This window comes from Enterobacter sp. CPE_E863 (assembly GCF_046521465.1).
GTDB classification, from domain to species: Bacteria; Pseudomonadota; Gammaproteobacteria; order Enterobacterales; family Enterobacteriaceae; genus Enterobacter; species Enterobacter adelaidei.
The window spans coordinates 144,233-165,917 of sequence record NZ_JBKFZX010000004.1 but is presented as its reverse complement, the minus strand read 5'-3'; the positions used below and the strand labels follow the sequence as shown (position 1 = coordinate 165,917).

The window sequence follows — 21,685 nt, the reverse complement described above, 5'->3', positions numbered from 1 at the left end:
GCCGCCAGCATTGTCAATGCTCCCGCTGCTACCGTCGCTGAAAACACTAGCTGGTAGATGCGACGCTTAGCCCCCGCAGTGCCGCTCATAAAACGCAGGGCTGCCGCTTCATATCGGAAATGAGCGAACTCACCCCGAAGGGTGCTATCTGTCCCCTGTGGCGATTGTGGGCGCTTTGACAGGGCAGGGCGAGGATGGCTGGCGACTTTCTTGATCATCGCTTCACATTTCCCCAGTTTCGCCAATTCAGTGGCCGCTACAGATGCTGTCATGTTGTCACACCTCGTCGCTATGTGTCTTGTTTAGCTGGCGCTCGTACTCGTTTAGCGCCCGGCGAATTTTTGCTAAGGCAGTGGCGCGTTGTCTTAACACGGCATACCTGGTTTCAACTTGCTGGATCAACTCTTGTGCCCAGACAGGCTCTTTCTTGAAGTGCGACATGCTGTAGGCATGACCGCGACCCTTCTTGATATGTGTCGATAGAACCCTTTTCTTTTGTCCGGGAACTTGTTCGACAAATCTGTTGCGATACCACTCTGCAACGAGTGATACGCCTAGAATGCGAACCCGTGTACCGACACGCCCTTGTTCGTCCTCTGACGCTTCTTCACGCGCTGATTTGTGCGCGTTCCAGTACATGTCCGCTTCCTGCTGCGCCTCGACAGCAAGAACCGCTAAGGCGTGATCCAGTTTGCTCCGTACCTCTGCAACAAACTCTCGTCCCTCTGCCTCTAGCAGATCCTCTGTTATCTCGGATCGTTCTTCTTCGAGCTTCGGATCTAGCAGATCTAGCCATCGCTCTGTTGGTAGACTCACCTCAATACCCTCCCAATTCCTATCCAATTCCTATCCACATAACTATCTATCTGGAATTTAAAGCTGATTATTCCAATACTGGAATCTAGTTCTGTCACTAGGCTAACCCATCTTTGGAATTTGTCAAATTTCCCTCTATCTATCTGGAATCTTGATGCTCTTATTCTTTCACAGCCTCTTTACATATGAATCTATATTTAAAGATTCCAGATATATTGGATATGGCATCAAAGATTCCAAATGCCTCTTTACCACCGTCTCTCGATGCTGGAGGGCAAGCGGTTCTCGATGCGAGGGTAAGGTCTGTTTATCTGAGCCTATCCGTGCAGCGTTCCCATAGGTTCCCTTACTCAACGATCAAAAAGCCACCGAAAAGCAACCTATATGCCCCTTTTGGGCAATTACACAGGCCATCTGTCCCCGCTTTTAGCCTTATTCTCTATCCAACACGCGGCAAGCAATCGAAAAGCAATCTAAAAGCAATCTTTGGAGGATTTCATGAGTCAATTTGTTCTGGGTTTGGATATTGGTTACTCCAACCTGAAAATGGCAATGGGGTATAAAGGTGAGGAAGCTCGCACAGTCGTCATGCCGGTGGGGGCAGGTCCATTGGAACTGATGCCACAACAGTTAACTGGCGGTGCAGGGACCTGCATTCAGGTTGTGATTGATGGAGAGAAATGGGTTGCAGGCGTCGAGCCTGACCGATTGCAAGGATGGGAGCGTGAGCTTCACGGCGACTATCCTTCGACCAATCCATACAAGGCTCTTTTCTACGCTGCACTCCTGATGTCCGAGCAGAAGGAGATCGATGTGCTGGTGACTGGCCTGCCTGTTAGTCAGTACATGGACGTAGAGCGCAGAGAGGCGTTGAAATCTCGGCTTGAGGGTGAACACCAGATCACGCCAAAACGATCGGTAGCGGTTAAGTCTGTCGTGGTTGTACCTCAACCTGCCGGTGCTTACATGGATGTTGTAAGTTCAACCAAAGATGAAGACCTCCTGGAGATTATCCAGGGAGGAAAAACCGTTGTAATTGACCCTGGGTTCTTTTCTGTAGACTGGGTAGCTCTTGAAGAGGGAGAGGTCCGCTATCACTCATCTGGCACCAGCCTCAAGGCGATGTCGGTGTTGCTACAGGAAACGGACCGGCTAATTCAGGAAGACCACGGCGGTGCCCCTGGCATCGAAAAGATCGAGAAAGCTATTCGTGCCGGTAAGGCCGAAATCTTCCTCTACGGTGAAAAGGTATCGATCAAAGACTACTTCAAGAAAGCCTCAACCAAAGTCGCTCAAAACGCCTTGATCCCTATGCGGAAGTCAATGCGTGAGGACGGGATGGATGCTGACGTAGTTCTGCTGGCTGGCGGCGGTGCCGAGGCTTACCAAGATGCGGCCAAGGAGCTTTTCCCTAAGAGCAGGATCGTACTGCCCAACGAATCCGTGGCATCCAATGCCAGGGGCTTCTGGTTCTGCGGCTGATAGATAGGAGGTCGTTGTGGCTGGTAGCAAATGGGATGGAAAAATATCTAATCTGAACATATCGGAGCAAGCCTTTCCGGAGCTCTATCGTGAACTGTCCCAGATGCAGCATAAGGCGCGTAGTGATCGGCTCCGCGCCCTTGCTCTATTGGGTCTTTATTCTCTTCGATTTTCTGGCAACATTGGGTCTTTTGAGCAACAGAGTTCAGAGAGTCAACCTGCACAGCATCAAAATTCGCCAGTGCAGACTGACGCAAAACTGAACTCTCAACGTGATTCACTTAAAGGAAAACTGATGGGCTCCGTATGACATGAAAGACCACGAGGAGTTCTCTACGCTATCAGCGGCTGAACGTAGAGAGTTAATAATCGCAGAGTTAAAGCGTAAAAGCCGCATTCGCACCCTGTTGCGAGGACTCCCGTTAGATGAAGTTCGGGAGATCATTGACAGAATGAAGGGCGTTCTCAATGAACTGGAGGAAGAGTACAAAAAGCGAGAAGAAGAAGAAAAAGAAAAGCGAGCTCAGGCTGAGCGAATAATGAGCGACATGGAATCCTGCGGTGTGGACATCGGCTTGCTCAACGAAATGTTCACGAGCAGATCAGAACCTGATAATGCTAAATATTCAAAAGACGGAGTTTCGTGGAGTGGGCAAGGACGTCGCCCGGATGCTTTCAAGGGGTTGGGAGCTGTCGAGCTGGAGCGCTACCGTATCCCACAGAAGAAGTAAAAAAATGAGCGCCGCAAAGTTTGGGCGCTCATCTTCTGGTCCGAAATGTCATAGTCTACTCAAGCACACTCTTTCTCCCCACCACCATGCCTTCCTTGTTCTTTGCAGAACGGACATTCAACGCAGGTTCTTTGATTAACAGAGGTGAAGTACGTACACTTGCAGTTGTCGCACACCTCCAGCATTGCGTCCCCACTTCTCAGCTCCGAAGCAAGACACCAGGCATCAGTAATATCAAACGGAGCCCACCGAGCACCTTTCATTCCGGGCACTTCTTTGCGGATTGCGTGATACATTCTAAATGCCTTGTTCAAGGCTTTGATGTTCACAGACCGCAACACGGCTTCTCCACCAATGTTGAAGTAGAGCTGCATTAGAAGAGAGGCCTGTATCTTGGATGTGTGACTATGAATCAGTGTCGCACCACCCCGGAAAGTTCTGGATTTTCGTTCCAGAGTATATCCGTCCCTCTCCAGATCCTGGTAAAGCCGTCTGACCTGTTTGTAGGTCAGACCAGTCTCGATCATGATGATTTTTGTGATGTACCCAGCAAGGGCCATGTGTCGAGCTGTAACCCAGCGACCCAATGTACCAGAGTTGCCAATGTTCATCTCCACCTCCCACGTCCCTGTAGAGACTGTTGCAGTTTTTTCAATACCGGGTGTGTTAACTCTTCCCGGCTGTCATCGAGAATTTCTTCAATGATGCTCGGAGCAAAACGAAGCGTAAAATGCGTAACCGTTGTTCCAGACATGTGGCGCAACTGGCTGTCTGTTGCCTTAGCCACCAGCTCCGCAAGCTCTCTCGAAACCCCGAAAACTTCCTTTGCCATCTCCGGGTCTCTCGATGCGACGCGGTTAAATAGCAACCAGTAGGCAGCATCAAATTCATCAACACTATGGTTGATAAAAACTACAGGGTCGTAGTCGCCAGAGAGTCGCGTGATGATGTTCTGCTCTGCTGTTTCGAGTTTGAAAGAGATCAACACGCCAGAGGCCAGAGCTTCCAATTGGGAAGGTGTTGCCAGTGACAGCTTTTGAACGGTGTCCATGCCCAAAGAAAATTGTGAGGCCGCATCATCTGGACGTTCTTTTGCCAGAGTGGATAGCAGGTTCCACAATGTCAGATCGAACTCGTAGACGTTTCTATCAGCTTCTTCTTGATCGAGGTTGACGGCTCTTGCATCCCACGCACCAATAATATCCAGTTCCAACATTCCGCCCCCCTCACAAATCACGAAGGTTGCGATAGATAGCCAAGACTCGGCTACCATAGTTTCTGGCTCGGATTTCGTCTTCCCAGGCGTGATAGCGGCCAACGCCAAGCTCCAAGTCATTTGGAGATGACTGAATGGCTTCTGATAGCACCTCTGCCCCAACCATGACGTTGGTCTCTGGGTCGAGAAGATCTGCTGGAGAAGAAACTCTATGACCATTCCACCGGATGCTCACTTGCATAAACCCGACATCAATGGCACGACCGTACTGCTGCTGAAACTCAGCGAGCTTAGCCTTTGCCTGATCTTCCGACTTAGCATAGAAAGGAAGCCCAGGAACGCGAAGCGTCCAAGGCCAAGGACTTATAGAGCCATTACCTCTCCCTGATGCAGATTCGGCCAATGCGACCGAATACACTAGAAGAGGGTCGAGGTTATATGCTTTCGCTGCTTTGTCGAAGATGGTTCCGCTCAGGTCAATAGCATTCGCTGTTGATGAAAGGAGAGCCGCAGACAGAACTAGCGCCTTGGCTTTGTTCTTCATCAGCTTGCCTCCTTATGTCTGAGGGGTATTTCGTGTTCTTCGTCGTACCGCTCCGGCCAAATCTCAGACGGCTTCACACCCAAAGCTGTAGCTATCTCATGTTCCCAGCGTGGACTGGGCTTATAGAGTGCCGTAGACACCACCTGCCGAGATGTTTTGTGTTTTCTGCCCAATGCGGCCAGAGAAAGCCCCTGGATCTTGAGTTTGTACTTGATCCACTCACGTTTCTTCTCTGGGTCGCTTGGGATGTCTATCAATTGGCATTTATCCATTGTTTGCCACCCTTTAAACTGCGTTGTTAGCCATACAAAAAGTGCGTTATTCGATGAACGCTTTTAGAGTTCTTCTATTGTCACAAACTGACACATTTTGCGCCTTTACAAGCCCAAATAATGATGCTGTCAACAATAAAAAACCTTTAAAAACATACGCTTAACTTTGTACCGACGGAACAAAGTTACAATACTTTTAGTAATCAATGGGATACGGATATTTTTGCGATAGTAATGGAAAGTGCGCCAAAAGAATGGCGGAAATAGCGCACGGGGAGTGCGGTATTTTGTGATATTAAATAGCGTTTAGGTATAAGTGATTTTAGGGATACAGCGAGGGCTGAAATTGCGAATACAGCAGGAGCTGAGGAGGGCAGGGAAGGCAAAGGCGCATCCCGACCACACAAGGATGATGGTGTTTACAGAAAGAGATATTTGAGAAAGAGAACTCTGCGGTGTTGCAGATGGGGACCAAAGCGTTAGCAATGGCCTATTCCATAGTGTATGCGATTTGTTTGACATGTTCAACTATGTAATGCTTTGTCAATAAACGCCTTGTTCCGTAAGGGCAAACTTTCACATGTGAAAGTTTGAGGGCAAATTCTAATCGAAGAAGTTGCCAATGGAATGGTTGTTTAGCAAAAAATAGTCAAACTTTCACAGTTGCATTTTTTGATGCCGTGGTAAACTGGAGGTAAAGAGTAAGGGGGTTGATATGAAACATGTGGTCAATATTCTTCTGCTGGGAATGGTGCTTCTGGGAATAGCCATGATGGCTGACACACCTTGGGGACTTGGTGTGGCGCTGGCTCCCTTCGGCGTTTGGGGTGCTCGTTTCCTATTTCTGGTTCACAAAAGCCTTTGGGCTGCTGTTATCTTTTGGGGAGGGATCGCTTACTTCCAGTGGCAAGTTGCTTTGGTTGTCGGGGCTCTGTTTGGACTAACGTGCTTTATCCGCGTTGCGCGGTCAGCATATAAAGAGGCACCACCTACCCGGCGCAGAAAAAAACAAACTGGTGGGTTTCAAGATTCCTATGATTTTGACCAGCGCTTCCATATTGGAGCTGGAGACGAATAAGGGGGCCTGCTGGCCCCCTTATTATTTGGTTGGTCTTTTAGAACCTTTGATTTGCTATGTTGTACCCCCTGACGGCAGTCAAATAGCTACCTGAACGGTCTCCAGCTTCCGTCGAGTTCTGCAATACGTTTACCAGCTTGTCCGTAAACTCTTCGTTTTGCTGAGAAAGAACAGGCTGACCTCCTTGCATCATCGGTGAGCCATCCGGGTTACGTTCTGCATACTCCATTTTCAGATTCTGAACAGCCTGGTTCATGCGACCTTCGTTTGTGTCAAACGATTCGGCATAAACAGCGGCTTGGGATTCAGTCAGCCCATAACGGCTTTGAGCGATAGACTGCATCGTTTCTTTGAACTCATCACCGTACTGGTTCATAAACTGCTGCGCGGCTCCACCACCAGCTTCTGCGGCAGAGGATAGCGCTGCTGCATAGAACGCGCCGCGTTCCTCAATGCTCATCCCTTTAGCGGCTTCCGATAGATCAGATTTACCAGTTAACCACTCCTTCGCTGCATCATAGCCGCTTGCAGCAGCTCCCATGACGTTGCGGCCAAGTTTAGCCATACCGACCATCGCATCACCGGCCCAGCCAAACTCCTCTTGCACGGCCTGGTCGCCGCGTTGAGTGGCCGCGATGAATTGGTCGCGTTGTTCAGGTGTCATCGTTCTCATTTGATCCATCGCTCTTGAGAACGCATCAGCGCCAGCTTGACCACCAGCAATGAGAGCTCCACCTGCTTGTTCAGCTCTGCGGCCCATCCAATCACTGGAGTTGTCCCACGCTCCCCACGCCGAAGCGCTCCAAGACATTTCCGGAAGCGAGTTCATAAGGTTATCTTGGGCTTTTTTCAGTTCAGGAGCAGATACATTTCGCTCTGTTTGCTGTGCTTGGTTATGAAGAGCTGACGTACCGGCTGCATGTTCATTTTGAACAAGGGGGCTATTCGTTGGTAACTGCCCAGCTTCTGATGCCGGATTAGTTCCAGCCATCCCAGCCACATTCTCCCGGAATCCGGTTGGGATGTTAGGTCCACTGCCTACAGCCCCTTGAACCTGACCTGGTAGGCCTTGAACATTCGGGCCTTCAATGCCGTTATTTCCGTAAGCATCACCACTAAATGCTCCGTTGCGACCGGACGCGGTATTGATCGCCTGTAGTGCGGCTTGATACCCGCCAAGCTCCTTACCCTGTTCGTAATTTTTGGAGTTGGTCATTGCTGTCATTCGCGCTGCTGCCTGGGCCACTTGAGGAGACATTCCGTAGGCTTGGTATCTTTGCTGTAGTGAAGCCGCCTCGTCTTTAACCGATTGCGGCGCGGCATTTCGGAAATAGTCATTCAGTTGGTTCATGGCCGCAGGGGTTTGTGCTACTGCACCACCGAGAGTTTTAAAGTCGGTATTAGTCATGGAGCCCATTTGGTTTTGGAGCTGACTCATTGTTGTGAAGGTGTCCGATGCAGACACCAGTTCAGAAGCGGACTTGGATAGGTTCTGGGATAAGCTATCGCCCCAGGTTTGCTTGAATGACTCGCTTCCAGAACGGCTGAAACCCTGCGCTAATTGATTTGTCAACGCCTGGCTATCGGTTTGCGAATAGCTCACACCCTTCATGAACTGGGACACATCACTCGCTGACCAGCTTGAAGAGTCTTGAGTTGATGACTCTGTTGCTCCCTTCGCTTGCGCTTTGATGTCCAGGACATCACTGCCGCCGCCTGATTCGCCATTACCACCAGCAGGAACTAGGGCTGTACTGTTTGATTTCACACCAGCAGCGGCCTTCATTGCTGCCCTGGCCTTGCCAACCATAGGCATAAGCATGGACGCAGCTTCGTCAACATCGAGTGTGCCCATAGCCTGCATGGCAAAAGCACCTTTGACAGCATCAGAGTGGCTATCATCCACCTGGAACTTATCCATGAAGTTCTTGGCTTGCTGGTTGATCAATTGGCTTTGAGCTGTGTTTTGCGACGAAACGTTGCGCCCGACATTGGAGAGTCTTGAATAGGCTTGATCCTGACTTACTCCATCAGAAAAACCTCGACCAAGAGTGCTTTGGAAAGCCTCCGATTTCTGACTTTGTAATGCCTGTGCGGAGCTCACGCCTGATGCCAAGGTGGAGCCAAGCGAGAAGGTACTGATCATGCTTTCTGCGCCGTTTGCAATCGCACCACTGAACTGGTTGTGATTGTACGCTGGCTGACTTTGCATAACCGGACCTTGCTTGAGTAGATCTGGCGTTTGCATCTTTTCGTCAACGTGGTCAGAACCACTTATTCTCGATGCCAAGCTGGTGAAGGCGTAGGTGCTACCTGTGACGATAAACAGGGAAATCACCGGAGTGGCCGCAGCCAACATGCCGCCGGTTGCAATCCAGTGTTGCAGAACATCTCCAGTTGAGGAAAGAGCGTACATGGAGTTGAGACCACCAGCACTGAGGCTAGACATCTCATTTGACGCGGCGGTATGAACAAACAGGTTTATAATTGAGAGGACTGGCATCCATAGCTGAATCCAGAGGATGGTTTGTACATATTTCCCGGCTAACTGGAGGCCGAAGCTGCCCATCACGATAATAAAAGCAATGATCGGGGTTATAGCATAAATAAAGCCTTCAAAGAACGTCAGCATTGGTCGGACGACGGTCATGAACATCGACTGCTCTGCGGCCCACTGTGTGTTCCGTTGCTGAATAGCCTGGTTGACCATCAATGCAGAGCCATAATCCTGGAGGTCCTGATAACGTCCTGCTGCGGCTTCATAATAGAGGGGCTCCAGAACGGCGGCTTTCAGATAGTCGATTGATGACGTAGTTGTGGCACCCATCGCTTGAAGCGAATCGGTCAGCTTCGTTAGAGCGTTGTCTCCAGTTGACGTGTCAATACCCAGTAGGCTGTTAAGAGCATCAACAACAACCGGGCTGCTTAGGTTGGCGGTTGCAGTGCTAATAGCCACCCATCCGTCAGTACATGTGTAGTCAGCGCCGTCAGGGTTTGCTGTAGACAAATACAACCTAGTTCCGTAGAGCTGTGAGTTGAATCGCAAAGCTGAGTCAGTTGAACGGTTCATCAACTCATCAAGGGACATTAGGTTGAGATCGACTTTGGTTAACGTGCATTCCCGAATGTAATTGTTCCAGGAACGCCTCACGTCAACATAGCCGCCTCCATTTGCTGAGTTAAGCGCAGTAAAAACTCCTGTGTCATAGGCTCGCCGTCTGACGTCATTCAACAGTTTCAGTGTTTCGGAAAAGTGGCTTTCCGTGACATTGGGTACGATTACCCCATATCCAGTTTCAAACAAATTGGTGATGGTGTATCCCACGTTGGATATGACACCTCCAGCAAAGCCTACCCCAATAGGGACATTGGCGACGACTCGAACCTGCCCTGTATAAGCGTCCTCGATAGTCACAGTTGTGGTTGGGCCGAAGAAACAGGCATATAGAATCCAACCTACCAGCACTTGCTGGAGGTTGATTTGCTTTGCGCCCTGAAAGACGGACTGAATACAGATCATCAAGACCCCAAGAAGCAGGCCAATACTGACCATCTTCTCGAAATCCCCGGTGCCGGTGATCATTGATACTGCAATCAGGATTTGCTCCAGAAAAGCAGAGTCACCGATAGAGTGGATTGAAAAAGATCCCATTCCAATAGCTCCTTAGTTCGTGCTAGGAGGATTGGACAAAGTTGCCAGCATGTATTTTTGCTTGCGGATGTTGTCCAGTAGGTTGTTGTATTTCTCAATTTGGCTTGCCAGATCGCCGTATTGAGAGGACAGGATTGTGTATTCAGCACGGATTTGCTGTTGCGATTGCGCGAGAAGCTCTAGTGCCTCTTTCTTGTAGGGTGATTTGCTGTTAGCCATCGCAATGCGAGCTGCGCGGAAGAACTCTTCCGAGAAGCTATACATCATGGTCAGGGCTATCGCTCCTGATGACTCTGTTGCGAACAGGTTAGCGCCGTCCTGTGAAAGGACAGACAAGTTACGAACAATGGTGCCAATCCCTCCGGGGAGGTTAGAAACAAAGGCCTTTTCTGGGTCGGTTAAGGTTCCAGAGTTCGTTGCGTATTTGTAGATCACACCAGGTGTAGAGCTTGTTCCTAACAGCATATCGGTGATCTGGTTCTTGATACCTTTGAGCACGACAGTTTTATTGCTGGAGCCAGCACTCAGGCAGTTGGTCGTATCAGAATCACAGGAATAGATCTCAACAGAACCGCCTGAAATCAGGTCTGACAAGGTGATCTTGTTACCTGGTAGGGTCGTCAGAGGAGTTGTTTTCGCACCAGTGCCGGTTGAGTTCGGGTCGTTTACCAGATCACCAATGATGACTGTGCCGGTTAAAGACATGATCGCTTCAAGAAGGGTGTTATCCCCGTACTGGAACCAGGTGTTGGCGTTGTTGCTCTTGAGTTGCTTCCAGACGATGTTGCCAATCATCTTGTTGTATTCGTCAGGTTTGTTGGCTTTCAGTTCTTCCAGAGGACTCTTGCCGCTGGTTTCCTGCTTGGACCCGAAGAAGTCTTCATACAGGCCGGAAGTTGTCGCGGTTATAGAAGCATCAGTTTTGTGTTTAAGGTCCATGCCGCTGGTTAGGTCGTTCACGAAACCTTGAGCGAGCTGGCAGGAGTTGCCCAGATGTTGGTTGAGCGCTTGCACTTTCTTCTGGAAGTTCTCTATCCACTTCGCTCCGTCCGGGAAAACGTTATCGAGCGCAAGCTGGAAGGCATAGCCCTTGGCGTTGGCTGCTACAGCCCGAAGGAGTTGGACAATTTGATCCGCGTTAATGAAGGAAAGCGAACCGCCGAACAGATCTACACCACCGCAACCAGCTTTCCATGATGGAGGGGCAAAGCTCACCAGGTTCTCGTCGAAGATTCGTGTCTTTGCAGTGAACCGGCCACCAGCTAAAACGCCACGTCGTTGGCTTTCATAAACCCCAGGTGGTGTTGTGTTGCTCATTTCATTGAAGAGTTTGTCCATCTGTGATTGGAGGCCGTTAGCGGCTATCGCCCCTGTCGGTGCCATGACGAGACTGGCCGCCACACTCAGGGCAAGCAGGCTCCTTTTTAATGTCTTGTGCGTGACCATCTTAGTTCTCCTGTAATTTGTCCCGGATGTACTTCATGAGTTGTTCCGGTGGCACAAAGTTGTCTTTATCACCGCTCGCTTGAGATAGCTGTTTGAGGTCAGAGCCCAGCTCTGGTGAGGCCAAGCGTTCGGCTATGTTGTTTTCCAGGTTGAGTACCGGACGTGTACGGTTAAACTCTTCGTCTGTGACCCAACCATTGCGTTTTGCTGCGACCAAAATCCTGTGATTCAGCTCAGGAAGAGACATTGGCCCTTGTCCTATAGGAGCGAACTGACCGTCTGGAGATGCGAGGTAAACAGCAGGGAAAGTTACGATACCAAGTTGTTTGGCATGGCCTTCATCGGTTTTGTAATGGGGGAAAAGCCCACTGGGGAGTGGTTTGCCGTCCATAGATACAGGAATGATCGAGAATCCTTCTCCTTGTTCCAACATCTTGATGAGCGGTGCTTGCAAGTCACTGTAGTCATCGTCGGACTTGTAGAAGAAGAATATCCCTACGCGTTCGGCTACGCTTTTGAGTAGCATGTTTTTGGCGTTACCAGCGTCACGATCAACTTGTTGTGAGGCAAACGTGGCAGCAGGACGTCGAGTAATTTCATCCAAGAAAGGATCACCTACGACCGCCAGCTCTGTAGCATCGGAAAATTGTTCAGAGCGATCTATCGCAAATCGTTGCAAGTAGAGAAACGTCCTGACGTTTTCAACGGTAGGATTGTTCCAAGCAAGGTCTTTGTACTTGGGTAAGTTTTCCCGGAACCATTCCGCTGAGAACATTTCTGGGCCGCTCGGAAGCGGAGCAGCAGGCTTAGGCTGTGTAGGCTTCGCTTCTGCCACAGGCTTTGGTTTGGGCTTTTCGGGTTTTTTCTCTGGTTCTTTGGGCTCTTCCTTGTACCAGAACCAACCCTCTTCCTTTCGCTCATAAAAACCAGGTCTTGTGCCATCTTGAGCCCAAGCCTGGTGTGATGCCCCCAGCGTGAGCGCTGCAAGGAGCAGTAAATTCAAAGGTGATTTTTTCATAGTCTCACGCACGTATTTTCCCATGCTCGATATGGTAGAGGTGGGAGGCGTGAAATTAGGCAGGTGTAAGCGCCCATTTAGGGCGCTTAGAGCGTTTTATTTGTCAACTTTCACATGTGAAAGAATTGACCAAACTATTTGGTCGTGTCCTCTTCAACTTCTGTCGCTTCTGCGGCCATCTTCATCTGCTTCTCGACCATGCGTTTTTGGGTGATGTAGCGGATAACCATCTCGACAGCGCTGTTCAACGCAAGGATTCGCATCGCTCTGGTGGATGCAACGTAGAGCAGGTTTATTTCATCGTCACGGGCCATTGGGTCGAGCTCTGGGTCCAGGACATCCGGAAAGTCGTCATAGAGCTGAACAAAGTCCCACTCCAACCCTTTGCACCGATGAGCTGTTGAGACCGTAATGTCAGCCCCAAACTCTTCTTTGACTGTATTGCGTCGTAGAGTGGTGAGTCGTTCAGGGATTTCATCGTAGCTGTTGATGATCTTGACAGCCCTCATCATCTCAGGGTCTTTGGTCGCCTTCGCTACTTCTTGATACTCGAAGTAGTCTTCATACTCATCAAGCAGTTTCTTATTCTTTACCCGGTCTGGCTCTGCCATCGAAAACCAGTACAAATCCTGGAGCTCATTGATCTGGTAAGCGTCGATTCCACCGACCCAGAATACCTGCGCTCCGGATTCGGTCGCAGAGAGCGCCGTCTCTATAACCCCCATGACGGTTCGGTGAAGTATTGCGCGGTGGCCCACGTCACCTGGTAAAAACATGAGTACCTGATCTGCTGGTCCCCGGCCAACAACAGGTCGTGTTTCACCTTTGAGTTCAAGAAGGGCGTTTGCCACCAGCGAAACGTTGGGGCCAAAGCGGAAGCTATGAGTGAGATAGAGTTGGTCGGCGTTCATGAGCTCTTTGCTATCAAGGGCGTTGTTTGCGCCTCTGAACCTATAGATCTGCTGGTGGCGATCTCCAACCAGGATTACCTTGCAGTTCTGCTGTAGGACGATGCTACTTGTTACGGGGTTAGCGTCTTGTGCTTCATCAAAAAGAATGGTGGTGTACCGGCGAGACAGATTCGGCATCCCGAGCTGATACTGTTTGAGGTAGCAATCGTGTACGGTCGGGAACGGATCTTGAACGTTTGTCATCCGTTTCCATATGAGCTCAGCACCTTCGACCACCTGGATTTGGTATCTCTCCTGTTTGGACGTAAGCACTTTACCCGTATCGGCGCGAGCAAAATGCGTATAAAGAATCCGCATGTCTGCACTACACATAAAGGCGTTGAGCGTATCGAGAATATCTTTGGCAAACGTCCAGTTCTTGGTATTCACCGCTTGGGCAATATCGGTGAGCCTTAGGTTGCCGGAGAGTTTGTGCTGGTAGCCCCTTCCTATAGTGGCGTAGGCAAGCTGGTGGGACGTTTTGCAGTCTACGTTTGCAGGAAACTTTTCTCTTGCCTCGTCGCGGATAGCCCTGTTGTATGCCAAGTAGAGGATACGTGAATCGAGGTTGTTGTGGGCGTACTTCACCAGTGTCGTGGTTTTACCCGTTCCAGCGTAGGCCTTAACGACAAGGCGAGGCCCTTTGTACTGAGTGATCAGTGATTGTTCTGGTGTGTCAGGAGGAAGTTGTTTCATGAGGCCCCCTACGACAAACACATCTGGAGAGTGATGCGCTTCTTTTGTGTCGAGAGGAACGTACTGATCCGCTTTTCTTCTCGGAGGAGGGATACTTCACAATCCAGATCTGTCCACCAGTCTGGGGCTTTACCTTGAGCCACCTCCGTAACCGGCACTGTTGCAAATAGTCGGTGGTGATAAACTTATCATCCCCTTTTGCTGATGGAGCTGCACATGAACCCATTCAAAGGCCGGCATTTTCAGCGTGACATCATTCTGTGGGCCGTACGCTGGTACTGCAAATACGGCATCAGTTACCGTGAGCTGCAGGAGATGCTGGCTGAACGCGGAGTGAATGTCGATCACTCCACGATTTACCGCTGGGTTCAGCGTTATGCGCCTGAAATGGAAAAACGGCTGCGCTGGTACTGGCGTAACCCTTCCGATCTTTGCCCGTGGCACATGGATGAAACCTACGTGAAGGTCAATGGCCGCTGGGCGTATCTGTACCGGGCCGTCGACAGCCGGGGCCGCACTGTCGATTTTTATCTCTCCTCCCGTCGTAACAGCAAAGCTGCATACCGGTTTCTGGGTAAAATCCTCAACAACGTGAAGAAGTGGCAGATCCCGCGATTCATCAACACGGATAAAGCGCCCGCCTATGGTCGCGCGCTTGCTCTGCTCAAACGCGAAGGCCGGTGCCCGTCTGACGTTGAACACCGACAGATTAAGTACCGGAACAACGTGATTGAATGCGATCATGGCAAACTGAAACGGATAATCGGCGCCACGCTGGGATTTAAATCCATGAAGACGGCTTACGCCACCATCAAAGGTATTGAGGTGATGCGTGCACTACGCAAAGGCCAGGCCTCAGCATTTTATTATGGTGATCCCCTGGGCGAAATGCGCCTGGTAAGCAGAGTTTTTGAAATGTAAGGCCTTTGAATAAGACAAAAGGCTGCCTCATCGCTAACTTTGCAACAGTGCCATTCGACGGCCCGAGCCGGGTCGAGCGTGTTGCTGAATAACGCCTTGATCTCGGTAGGCTTGGCGTCGAACTGTTCCACTAGGTCCTTGAGGCGGTAGCCGTGGCGCGTGAGGGTCGGCTCCAGGTCATCCAGCTGTCGCGACAGCACCGAGTGCACGAGTTCCGCCGACACAGGCTTCTCGCCGGTCAGGTAGCCGGCCTCCAGGGCCAGGCTGAGGTGCAGTTGAATTTGCAGTGGCGTGCGCAGCTTGGTGGCCAGCAGGTCAATGGCGTCTTCGGTCAGGATCGACTCGGGTTCGAGCTTACCCTCGGTGCAGGCGTCCAGTAGCCAGTGAATGTATTCGCGCTGACTGCCGGTGATGCCGTCGAGCGAGAAGATGTCGGTGCGGTAGCCGATTTCCTCCATCGTCGGCCGCCGCAGGTCGTTACGCAGCTTGGGGTGTCCGGCCAACACGATCGACAACCGGCCGTTGCCGTCCTCGACCAGTTCCATCAAGCGTTTCAGACCGGTCAGGGTATGGCCGTTGAGGTCGTGGGCCTCATCGACGAACAGCGCAACCGGGCGCTTGTTCTTCCTCACCAGCTCGCGCAGATCGCGCTCACGCTTTTCGCCCTGGGTGGGGATGCGCACCTGCTTTTCGGTGGAGAGGTCGTAGAACAGCGCGGCGATGAAGGTGGCCAGCTTGATGCTGTGCTTCTCGATGGCCAGCGACTTGGAGACCGTGATCTTCTTTTCCTCGTCCATCGCCTGTTGCAGTCGGCGCAACATCACGGTCTTGCCGCTGCCGATGACGCCGCACAGGGCAATCAGCCGCCCTTCGAAGATCGCCCCCTTGATGTCCTTGATCAACTGCTGATGGTGGCCGGTTTCAAAGTAGCCTGCCTGGTTCAGTGGCACCGCCAATCCGTAGTGCTGCATCACTTCAGCCCGCATGTTCTTCTCCTGCTTTCTTGTGGCGGAAGTAGCCCCGCACACGCTCCAATACAATGCGGCGTGTCAGGGTTTCGCTCAGCACCTGGTGGATGAAGGATTGATCGTCGGCGGAGAGCTTAGCCAACGGCTGCGCCAAGTCATCGGCAATGGCGAGCTTGGCGGCGATGGCGCTGGGAAACCGGTATTCGTGCGCCTCGGCATCGAAGGGTTGGCGCAGCAGTGCCATCGGCGTGGCGGGAGGTGCCAGCCGCACGTCGTCGCCGGCCAATGCGGCGATGGGCAGGCCAAGTTGGTCGGCCAGCGCGCGGATGCGATCAGCACGCTCATCCGCCTTGCCGCGTTTGAAGGCGCGGTAACGATGCACAGGGATTGGCCCGGAGACGGGGTAGTAAGGTCCGAAGCGCTCCCCCTCGAATTCGGCATAGAGTTCGTCATCGAACAAGCCCCAGAGCAACACCACGGTTTCGCCGGCCATGTCGGGCTCCACCTCGTAAGCCGTGCCGTCGATGGTGACACGGGCATCGACACCGACCTTGCGCCGCTCGGGTTCGCGGGCGAAGCGGCAGAACTGCTCCCAGGTGCACATCTCGCGCAGGCCCTCGGCTGGCAGGTTGGCCAACCAGTCCTCGATCCGCGAATGCGGTTCGGCACGATGCTCCTGGGTGTTGTAGGTGCACACCAGGTAACTCAGCAGCCACTCGTTGGCTTGGGCCTCGGTTTCCGGCTTATGGAAGTGATACAGCGTCTCGTGAGCCTCCTTCACCGTGCGGAATGGTCGCTCCACCTTGCCTTTCGAGCGGGCCGTGGTGCGGGTGCCATCCTTGCCGGCCGGAATGTGCGTCTGCCATTCGATACTCAGCGCCGCCATGACGTTCTGGAAGACCCGGCGCTTGGCCACCGGGCCGTTGTCCAGGTAGATCATTTTGGGGCGGCCTTGGAAGGGAAAGGTCGGGTCGGCCTTCGGTGCCATGGCGTTGAACAGGAAGCGCAGAGCCGACTCGGCATCTTCGCCATACACACAGTGGTATTCCTGGTAGGCCACTCCGCTGCGGTCGTCCACTACGCTGAACAGCATCAACGTCGGCTCGCCCCTGGCCGGGTCGATCCAGTCCGGCTTGTCGATGTGTTTGAGGTCGGAGGGCGACAGGTCGAATTGCCAACAGTCGTTGCTGTGTGCCGCCTGAAAACGCGTGGCGGGCGGTTGCCGCAACAGTCGTGACTGATCCAGATGCCAGCGGCTGAGGTATTCGTTCGCTGTGCTGCGGGTCAGTATCCCCTTTGGCGCCTTGACCAAGCCCCGCTCGGTTTCCACCCCGTAGTCCTCCAGCAGCTCAATGGCGCGGCGGGTGGACAGGTGTCGGCCTTGCTTGTTGGTGGTGCGCAGCTTCAGCGCCGCGATCAGCTCGCAGTAGCGCTCCAACTCGGCCTGCGGCAACACGCGCGGCCTACCGTGATCGGCGCGGTGGGCCGCGTGGGGTTTATGGAGAAGGTTCAGCGCCCGGTACACGGTGCTCGGTGACACGCCGTACAGTTCGGCTATCGCGGCTACCTGGGCGGTCCGTTCGGGGCTTTTCTTCGGCAGGCGGTCGAGCCGCTGCCGCAACTGCATCAGCGAATCGGTCGGAATGGTTTTACGCCGCCCGCTGGGCATCCCGCTCGGCCTCGGTCAGGTAGTTGTAGAGCGTCGAGCGGCCGATGCCCATCATTCGGCAGATTTCCGCCACGGTATGTTGCCGCTCGTGGTAGAGGCGTAGGGCAAGCTCCTGCTTGGCCGGATCGAGCCGTTTCTTGCGCCCGCCCTTGCGGCCTCGCGCCCGCGCGGCGGACAAGCCGGCCTGAGTGCGCTCGCGGATCAGGTTGCGCTCGAACTCGGCCAGGGCGCCGAACAGGTGAAACACCAGGCGGCCACCAATCGAGGCGGTGTCGATGCTCTCCTGCAAGCTGCGCAGGCCGACGCCGGCGGCGTCCAACTGCTCAACCAGCCGGATCAGGTCCTTCAGTGAGCGGCCGAGGCGATCCAAGCGCCAGATCACCACGGTGTCGCCCCGGCGCAGCGTACCGCCGAAGTCGATTCGACTAGGACGATGGTCGAGCGTGTCGAGGCGCAGTTCGATCTCACACCGGAACGCCTTATCGGCGATACCGCTTATGGCACCGCCCCGATGCTGGCCTGGATGGTCGAAGAAAAGGACATCGAACCGCATGTGCCGGTGTGGGACAAGACCGAGCGCAAGGACGACAGCCTCTCCAGTAACGACTTTCACTGGAGTCAGGACGCCAATGAATATCGCTGCCCAGCCGGCAAACCGCTACGCAGTGAATGGCGCGCCTTCACCCAGCAAAGGTCGCGGGTAACTAAGGCCAAAACCGTCATTTACCGCTCCAGCCAAACCGACTGCGCCACCTGCCCGTTGAAAGCGAAATGCTGCCCCAACACGCCGAATCGGAAGATCGTCCGCAGCATCCATGAGGCTGCCCGCGACGTGGCTCGACGCATCGCCAAGACACCGGAGTACCTCGTCTCTCGCTGCGAACGAAAGAAGGTGGAGATGCTTTTCGCCCACCTCAAACGGATCATGAAACTCGACCGTTTACGACTGCGTGGCCTAACGGGTGCCACTGACGAATTCACCTTGGCTGCGATGGTGCAGAACCTGCGCCGCATGGCCAAGCTTTTGCCTCAAGGGCCACCGCTGACGGGATAGGTATGCCTGCTACGAGCAGAAACCCTCAAATTAACCCTTAAACCTGAGCAAGGACGCTCAGTGAAACGCCGGAAGGCAACTTGAAGTGGCTTGCAGCCACTTCGACAGCAGGCACACCTGATCGGCAGGCTGCCGCTAAAGCTACTTTTTCAACAGAATCGGCCGATTTGTGCCGGTCGTCAAGGACCGCTTCGGATCACTCTCAACCGGATCGCGGGCCAGCTGATTTGCTAAAACCCGCGCCAAACTCAACGAAGGATTTCGCATGATCCGTTTTTTTTGGCGATCACGCTCGGCCTGATGGTTGGCTGCTCGTCGAGTTCAAGTTCGATCTGATCAGTGAGCGGTAGCGCAAGTGGATCGCCTCAGCCAAGCAGCGTTGTTGCCGGCGGCCGGAAGAAAGCCTTGAACTAGTAGCGGAAAGGATGAAACTTTATTTTTACGATTCTCAGCATTTTCCAAGGTTGAGCGAAAATTAGGATGATACTTTAATGATTCCGGCCTCCATCCCCACAAAACGCTTGCAGATGGCAGAATTGAAATAAGTCATTGTTTTAAATGGATTTTTGCAGGAATTGCTACGTTGCAGGGTCCTGTAGTTAGGATGACACTTTATTTTCCTCCCACATCGACCGCATCAGCCGCCTACCTTTGCCCGAGGCCGAGCGCCTGGTGGCCTCGATACAGGCCAAAGGCGCAAGCCTGGCCGTCCCTGGCGTGGTCGATCTATCCGACCTGGCGGCCGAGGCCCAGGGCGTCGCCAAGATCGTGCTGGAAGCCGTGCAGATCATGCTTTTTCGCCTGGCCTTGCAGATGGCCCGCGACGACTACGAGGACAGGCGCGAACGCCAGCGCCAAGGCATTGAGTTGGCCCGCCAGGCCGGGCGGTACAAGGGCCGCCGTGCTGATCCGAAGCGCCGCGCCCAAGTTGTCGCGCTGCGCAAGTCCGGCTACAGCATCAACAAGACCGCCGAGCTGGCCGGGTACAGTGCGGCCCAGGTGAAACGGATATGGGCCGAGGTCAGCCAGGCCGAAGCGAAGCAGCACGGCGCGTTCGTGGAGGACGCATTGACGGAAGCCGATGCCCTGGCCGCTGTCGGCCAGGATGAGCGCCAGGAGGAAAGGGCATGAAGAAGCCGAACCAAGACGACGAGCCGTTTTTCATCACCGAGGAGATTGCGGCCGAAATGATCGCCGGCGGCTATGAGTTCGAGCTGCCGCCCATTCCTTGCACCATCCGCCTACGCGACGTGCTGGAGCGCATGACCGATGCTGAGCTAGCATTGCAGCCGGGCGAGATCGCCGACCAGGAGCGTGAACGCTGCCGGCGCAAGCCGTGTTCAACCTCATGATCTGGTCATGGTATTTTTCATGGCACTGAGCCTGATAGTTCTTGCAAATTGTTGTCACTAAAGGGTTTTGTGTGCTTGTTTACAATCGAGTGGGAGTGACGGGCACTGGCTGGCAATGTCTAGCAACGGCAGGCATTTCGGCTGAGGGTAAAAGAACTTTCCGCTAAGCGATAGACTGTATGTAAACACAGTATTGCAAGGACGCGGAACATGCCTCATGTGGCGGCCAGGACGGCCAGCCGGGATCGGGATACTGGTCGTTACCAGAGCCACCGACCCGAGCAAACCCTTCTCTATCAGATCGTTGACGAGTATTACCCGGCATTCGCTGCGCTTATGGCAGAGCAGGGAAAGGAATTGCCGGGCTATGTGCAACGGGAATTTGAAGAATTTCTCCAATGCGGGCGGCTGGAGCATGGCTTTCTACGGGTTCGCTGCGAGTCTTGCCACGCCGAGCACCTGGTCGCTTTCAGCTGTAAGCGTCGCGGTTTCTGCCCGAGCTGTGGGGCGCGGCGGATGGCCGAAAGTGCCGCCTTGCTGGTTGATGAAGTACTGCCTGAACAACCCATGCGTCAGTGGGTGTTGAGCTTCCCGTTTCAGCTGCGTTTCCTGTTTGCCAGCCGGCCCGAGATCATGGGGTGGGTGCTGGGCATCGTTTACCGCGTCATTGCCACGCACCTGGTCAAGAAAGCGGGCCATACCCACCAAGTGGCCAAGACGGGCGCGGTCACCCTGATCCAGCGTTTTGGATCGGCGCTCAATCTGAATGTTCACTTCCACATGCTGTTTCTCGACGGTGTGTATGTCGAGCAATCCCACGGCTCAGCGCGTTTCCGCTGGGTCAAGGCGCCGACCAGCCCAGAGCTCACCCAGCTGACGCACACCATCGCCCACCGGGTGGGTCGCTATCTGGAACGGCAAGGCCTGCTGGAACGGGATGTCGAAAACAGCTATCTGGCCTCGGATGCGGTGGATGACGACCCGATGACACCCCTGCTGGGGCACTCGATCACTTACCGTATCGCTGTCGGTTCACAGGCGGGGCGAAAGGTGTTCACTTTGCAAACTCTGCCGACCAGTGGTGATCCGTTCGGTGACGGGATTGGCAAGGTAGCCGGGTCCAGCCTGCACGCCGGCGTGGCGGCCAGGGCCGATGAACGCAAGAAGCTCGAACGGCTGTGCCGGTACATCAGCCGCCCGGCGGTATCCGAGAAGCGGCTGTCGTTAACACGAGGCGGCAACGTGCGCTACCAGCTCAAGACGCCGTACCGGGACGGCACCACGCACGTCATTTTCGAACCATTGGATTTCATTGCAAGGCTGGCCGCCCTGGTACCGAAGCCCAGAGTCAACCTAACCCGCTTCCACGGGGTGTTCGCACCCAACAGTCGGCACCGGGCGTTGGTCACGCCGGCAAAACGGGGCAGGGGCAACAAGGTCAGGGTGGCTGATGAACCGGCAACACCAGCACAACGGCGAGCGTCGATGACATGGGCGCAACGGCTCAAGCGTGTTTTCAATATCGACATCGAGACCTGCAGCGGCTGCGGCGGCGCCATGAAAGTCATCGCCTGCATTGAAGACCCTATAGTGATCAAGCAGATCCTTGATCACCTGAAGCACAAAGCCGAAACCAGCGGGACCAGGGCGTTACCCGAAAGCCGGGCGCCACCGGCTGAGCTGCTCCTGGGTCTGTTTGACTGACGAGCCTGAAGGCCAACGATACCAATCAAAATGCTGCGTTCACAGCGCCGCGGCAGGGATCCGCCGTGCTGGTTGTCGGAAAAGGAGCCGCTAGTGGGAAAGAGGAGGGTAAATTT

Annotated in this window: 19 protein-coding genes and 3 pseudogenes; 9 read left to right on the top strand and 13 right to left on the bottom strand. The window is 53.5% G+C overall.

The features are described 5' to 3' along the window. Positions 1 to 272 (bottom strand): hypothetical protein (locus ACLHV8_RS26270; protein WP_128502101.1); only part of this gene is annotated, 272 nt, incomplete at its 3' end. Positions 273 to 276: 4 nt separating this feature from the next. Next, entirely contained in the window at positions 277 to 816 is a 540-nt protein-coding gene (gene mobI / locus ACLHV8_RS26265; protein ID WP_001447712.1) for a conjugative transfer protein MobI(A/C), read from the bottom strand. 498 nt (positions 817 to 1,314) lie between these two features. Between mobI and ACLHV8_RS26260 the strand changes: the two genes are divergently transcribed. Genes ACLHV8_RS26260 through ACLHV8_RS26250 form a run of 3 tightly spaced genes read left to right on the top strand, consistent with a single transcriptional unit; the run spans position 1,315 to position 3,029 of the window. Then, the gene (locus ACLHV8_RS26260) at positions 1,315 to 2,298 is read left to right on the top strand and encodes a ParM/StbA family protein (RefSeq protein ID WP_000077458.1); all 984 of its coding nucleotides are present in this window, start codon (positions 1,315 to 1,317) and stop codon (positions 2,296 to 2,298) included. Positions 2,299 to 2,314: 16 nt separating this feature from the next. After that, entirely contained in the window at positions 2,315 to 2,608 is a 294-nt protein-coding gene (locus ACLHV8_RS26255) for a hypothetical protein (protein WP_000919078.1), read from the top strand. A gap of 1 nt (position 2,609) precedes the next feature. Further along, positions 2,610 to 3,029, top strand: coding sequence for an H-NS family nucleoid-associated regulatory protein (locus ACLHV8_RS26250; protein ID WP_000651490.1), 420 nt, complete (start codon positions 2,610 to 2,612; stop codon positions 3,027 to 3,029). 59 nt (positions 3,030 to 3,088) lie between these two features. On the opposite strand, the gene ACLHV8_RS26245 is transcribed toward ACLHV8_RS26250, so the two are convergent. The 4 genes from ACLHV8_RS26245 to ACLHV8_RS26230 are packed head-to-tail and all read right to left on the bottom strand — an operon-like array spanning position 3,089 to position 5,061. After that, a complete protein-coding gene (locus ACLHV8_RS26245; protein WP_001020646.1) occupies positions 3,089 to 3,640 on the bottom strand; it encodes a FlhC family transcriptional regulator in 552 nt (183 codons plus the stop codon). Continuing rightward, a complete protein-coding gene (locus tag ACLHV8_RS26240) occupies positions 3,637 to 4,245 on the bottom strand; it encodes a hypothetical protein (protein WP_000891157.1) in 609 nt (202 codons plus the stop codon). Before ACLHV8_RS26240 ends, ACLHV8_RS26245 begins: the two co-directional genes overlap by 4 nt. 10 nt (positions 4,246 to 4,255) lie before the next feature. Then, positions 4,256 to 4,789: a transglycosylase SLT domain-containing protein gene (locus tag ACLHV8_RS26235; RefSeq protein ID WP_000790610.1), complete on the bottom strand. Its 534-nt coding sequence runs from the start codon at positions 4,787 to 4,789 to the stop codon at positions 4,256 to 4,258. Then, a complete protein-coding gene (locus ACLHV8_RS26230; RefSeq protein ID WP_000356489.1) occupies positions 4,789 to 5,061 on the bottom strand; it encodes a transcriptional regulator in 273 nt (90 codons plus the stop codon). The genes ACLHV8_RS26235 and ACLHV8_RS26230 overlap by 1 nt, the downstream gene beginning before the upstream one ends. Before the next feature lie 715 nt (positions 5,062 to 5,776). Here ACLHV8_RS26230 and ACLHV8_RS26225 point away from each other — a divergent pair. Then, positions 5,777 to 6,139: a hypothetical protein gene (locus tag ACLHV8_RS26225; RefSeq protein ID WP_000683483.1), complete on the top strand. Its 363-nt coding sequence runs from the start codon at positions 5,777 to 5,779 to the stop codon at positions 6,137 to 6,139. 37 nt (positions 6,140 to 6,176) lie between these two features. Here the strand turns inward: ACLHV8_RS26225 and ACLHV8_RS26220 are convergent, their stop codons facing one another. From ACLHV8_RS26220 to ACLHV8_RS26205, 4 genes are all read right to left on the bottom strand, one after another. Beyond that, a complete protein-coding gene (locus tag ACLHV8_RS26220) occupies positions 6,177 to 9,791 on the bottom strand; it encodes a conjugal transfer protein TraG N-terminal domain-containing protein (RefSeq protein WP_000534551.1) in 3,615 nt (1,204 codons plus the stop codon). 12 nt (positions 9,792 to 9,803) lie between these two features. Further along, a complete protein-coding gene (locus ACLHV8_RS26215; protein ID WP_000256129.1) occupies positions 9,804 to 11,237 on the bottom strand; it encodes a conjugal transfer protein TraH in 1,434 nt (477 codons plus the stop codon). 1 nt (position 11,238) lies between these two features. After that, positions 11,239 to 12,267: a conjugal transfer protein TraF gene (traF, locus tag ACLHV8_RS26210; RefSeq protein WP_001209375.1), complete on the bottom strand. Its 1,029-nt coding sequence runs from the start codon at positions 12,265 to 12,267 to the stop codon at positions 11,239 to 11,241. A 122-nt stretch (positions 12,268 to 12,389) separates the two neighbouring features. Then, positions 12,390 to 13,901 carry a UvrD-helicase domain-containing protein gene (locus tag ACLHV8_RS26205; RefSeq protein ID WP_000811656.1) on the bottom strand — a complete coding sequence of 504 codons (1,512 nt, stop codon included), beginning with the start codon at positions 13,899 to 13,901 and terminating at the stop codon, positions 12,390 to 12,392. A 216-nt stretch (positions 13,902 to 14,117) separates the two neighbouring features. On the opposite strand from ACLHV8_RS26205, the gene ACLHV8_RS26200 reads away from it, so the two are divergent. Next, positions 14,118 to 14,822: an IS6-like element IS26 family transposase gene (locus ACLHV8_RS26200; RefSeq protein ID WP_001067855.1), complete on the top strand. Its 705-nt coding sequence runs from the start codon at positions 14,118 to 14,120 to the stop codon at positions 14,820 to 14,822. Between the two features lie 53 nt (positions 14,823 to 14,875). On the opposite strand, the pseudogene ACLHV8_RS26195 reads toward ACLHV8_RS26200, so the two are convergent. From ACLHV8_RS26195 to ACLHV8_RS26185, 3 genes and pseudogenes are all read right to left on the bottom strand, one after another. After that, positions 14,876 to 15,808 (bottom strand): annotated as a pseudogene (locus tag ACLHV8_RS26195) (ExeA family protein); the annotation flags it as partial. Beyond that, complete coding sequence (locus ACLHV8_RS26190) at positions 15,798 to 17,435, bottom strand: DDE-type integrase/transposase/recombinase (protein WP_202820957.1); 1,638 nt, start codon at positions 17,433 to 17,435, stop codon at positions 15,798 to 15,800. The pseudogene ACLHV8_RS26195 and the gene ACLHV8_RS26190, both read right to left, overlap by 11 nt. A 4-nt stretch (positions 17,436 to 17,439) precedes the next feature. Continuing rightward, positions 17,440 to 17,844 (bottom strand): recombinase family protein, encoded by a 405-nt coding sequence (locus tag ACLHV8_RS26185; protein WP_080631964.1) that lies wholly within the window; start codon positions 17,842 to 17,844, stop codon positions 17,440 to 17,442. A 6-nt stretch (positions 17,845 to 17,850) separates the two neighbouring features. On the opposite strand from ACLHV8_RS26185, the pseudogene ACLHV8_RS26180 reads away from it, so the two are divergent. The 4 genes and pseudogenes from ACLHV8_RS26180 to ACLHV8_RS26165 all read left to right on the top strand — a co-directional run. Continuing rightward, a pseudogene (locus tag ACLHV8_RS26180) lies at positions 17,851 to 18,513 on the top strand (IS1182-like element ISCfr1 family transposase); the annotation flags it as partial. Positions 18,514 to 19,137: 624 nt separating this feature from the next. Further along, positions 19,138 to 19,644: pseudogene (locus ACLHV8_RS26175) on the top strand (helix-turn-helix domain-containing protein); the annotation flags it as partial. Next, positions 19,641 to 19,865 (top strand): hypothetical protein, encoded by a 225-nt coding sequence (locus ACLHV8_RS26170; protein ID WP_000743213.1) that lies wholly within the window; start codon positions 19,641 to 19,643, stop codon positions 19,863 to 19,865. The pseudogene ACLHV8_RS26175 and the gene ACLHV8_RS26170, both read left to right, overlap by 4 nt. Positions 19,866 to 20,075: 210 nt before the next feature. Beyond that, positions 20,076 to 21,569, top strand: a complete 1,494-nt coding sequence (locus tag ACLHV8_RS26165; RefSeq protein WP_001120888.1) for an IS91-like element ISVsa3 family transposase — start codon at positions 20,076 to 20,078, stop codon at positions 21,567 to 21,569. Positions 21,570 to 21,685: the final 116 nt, after the last annotated feature.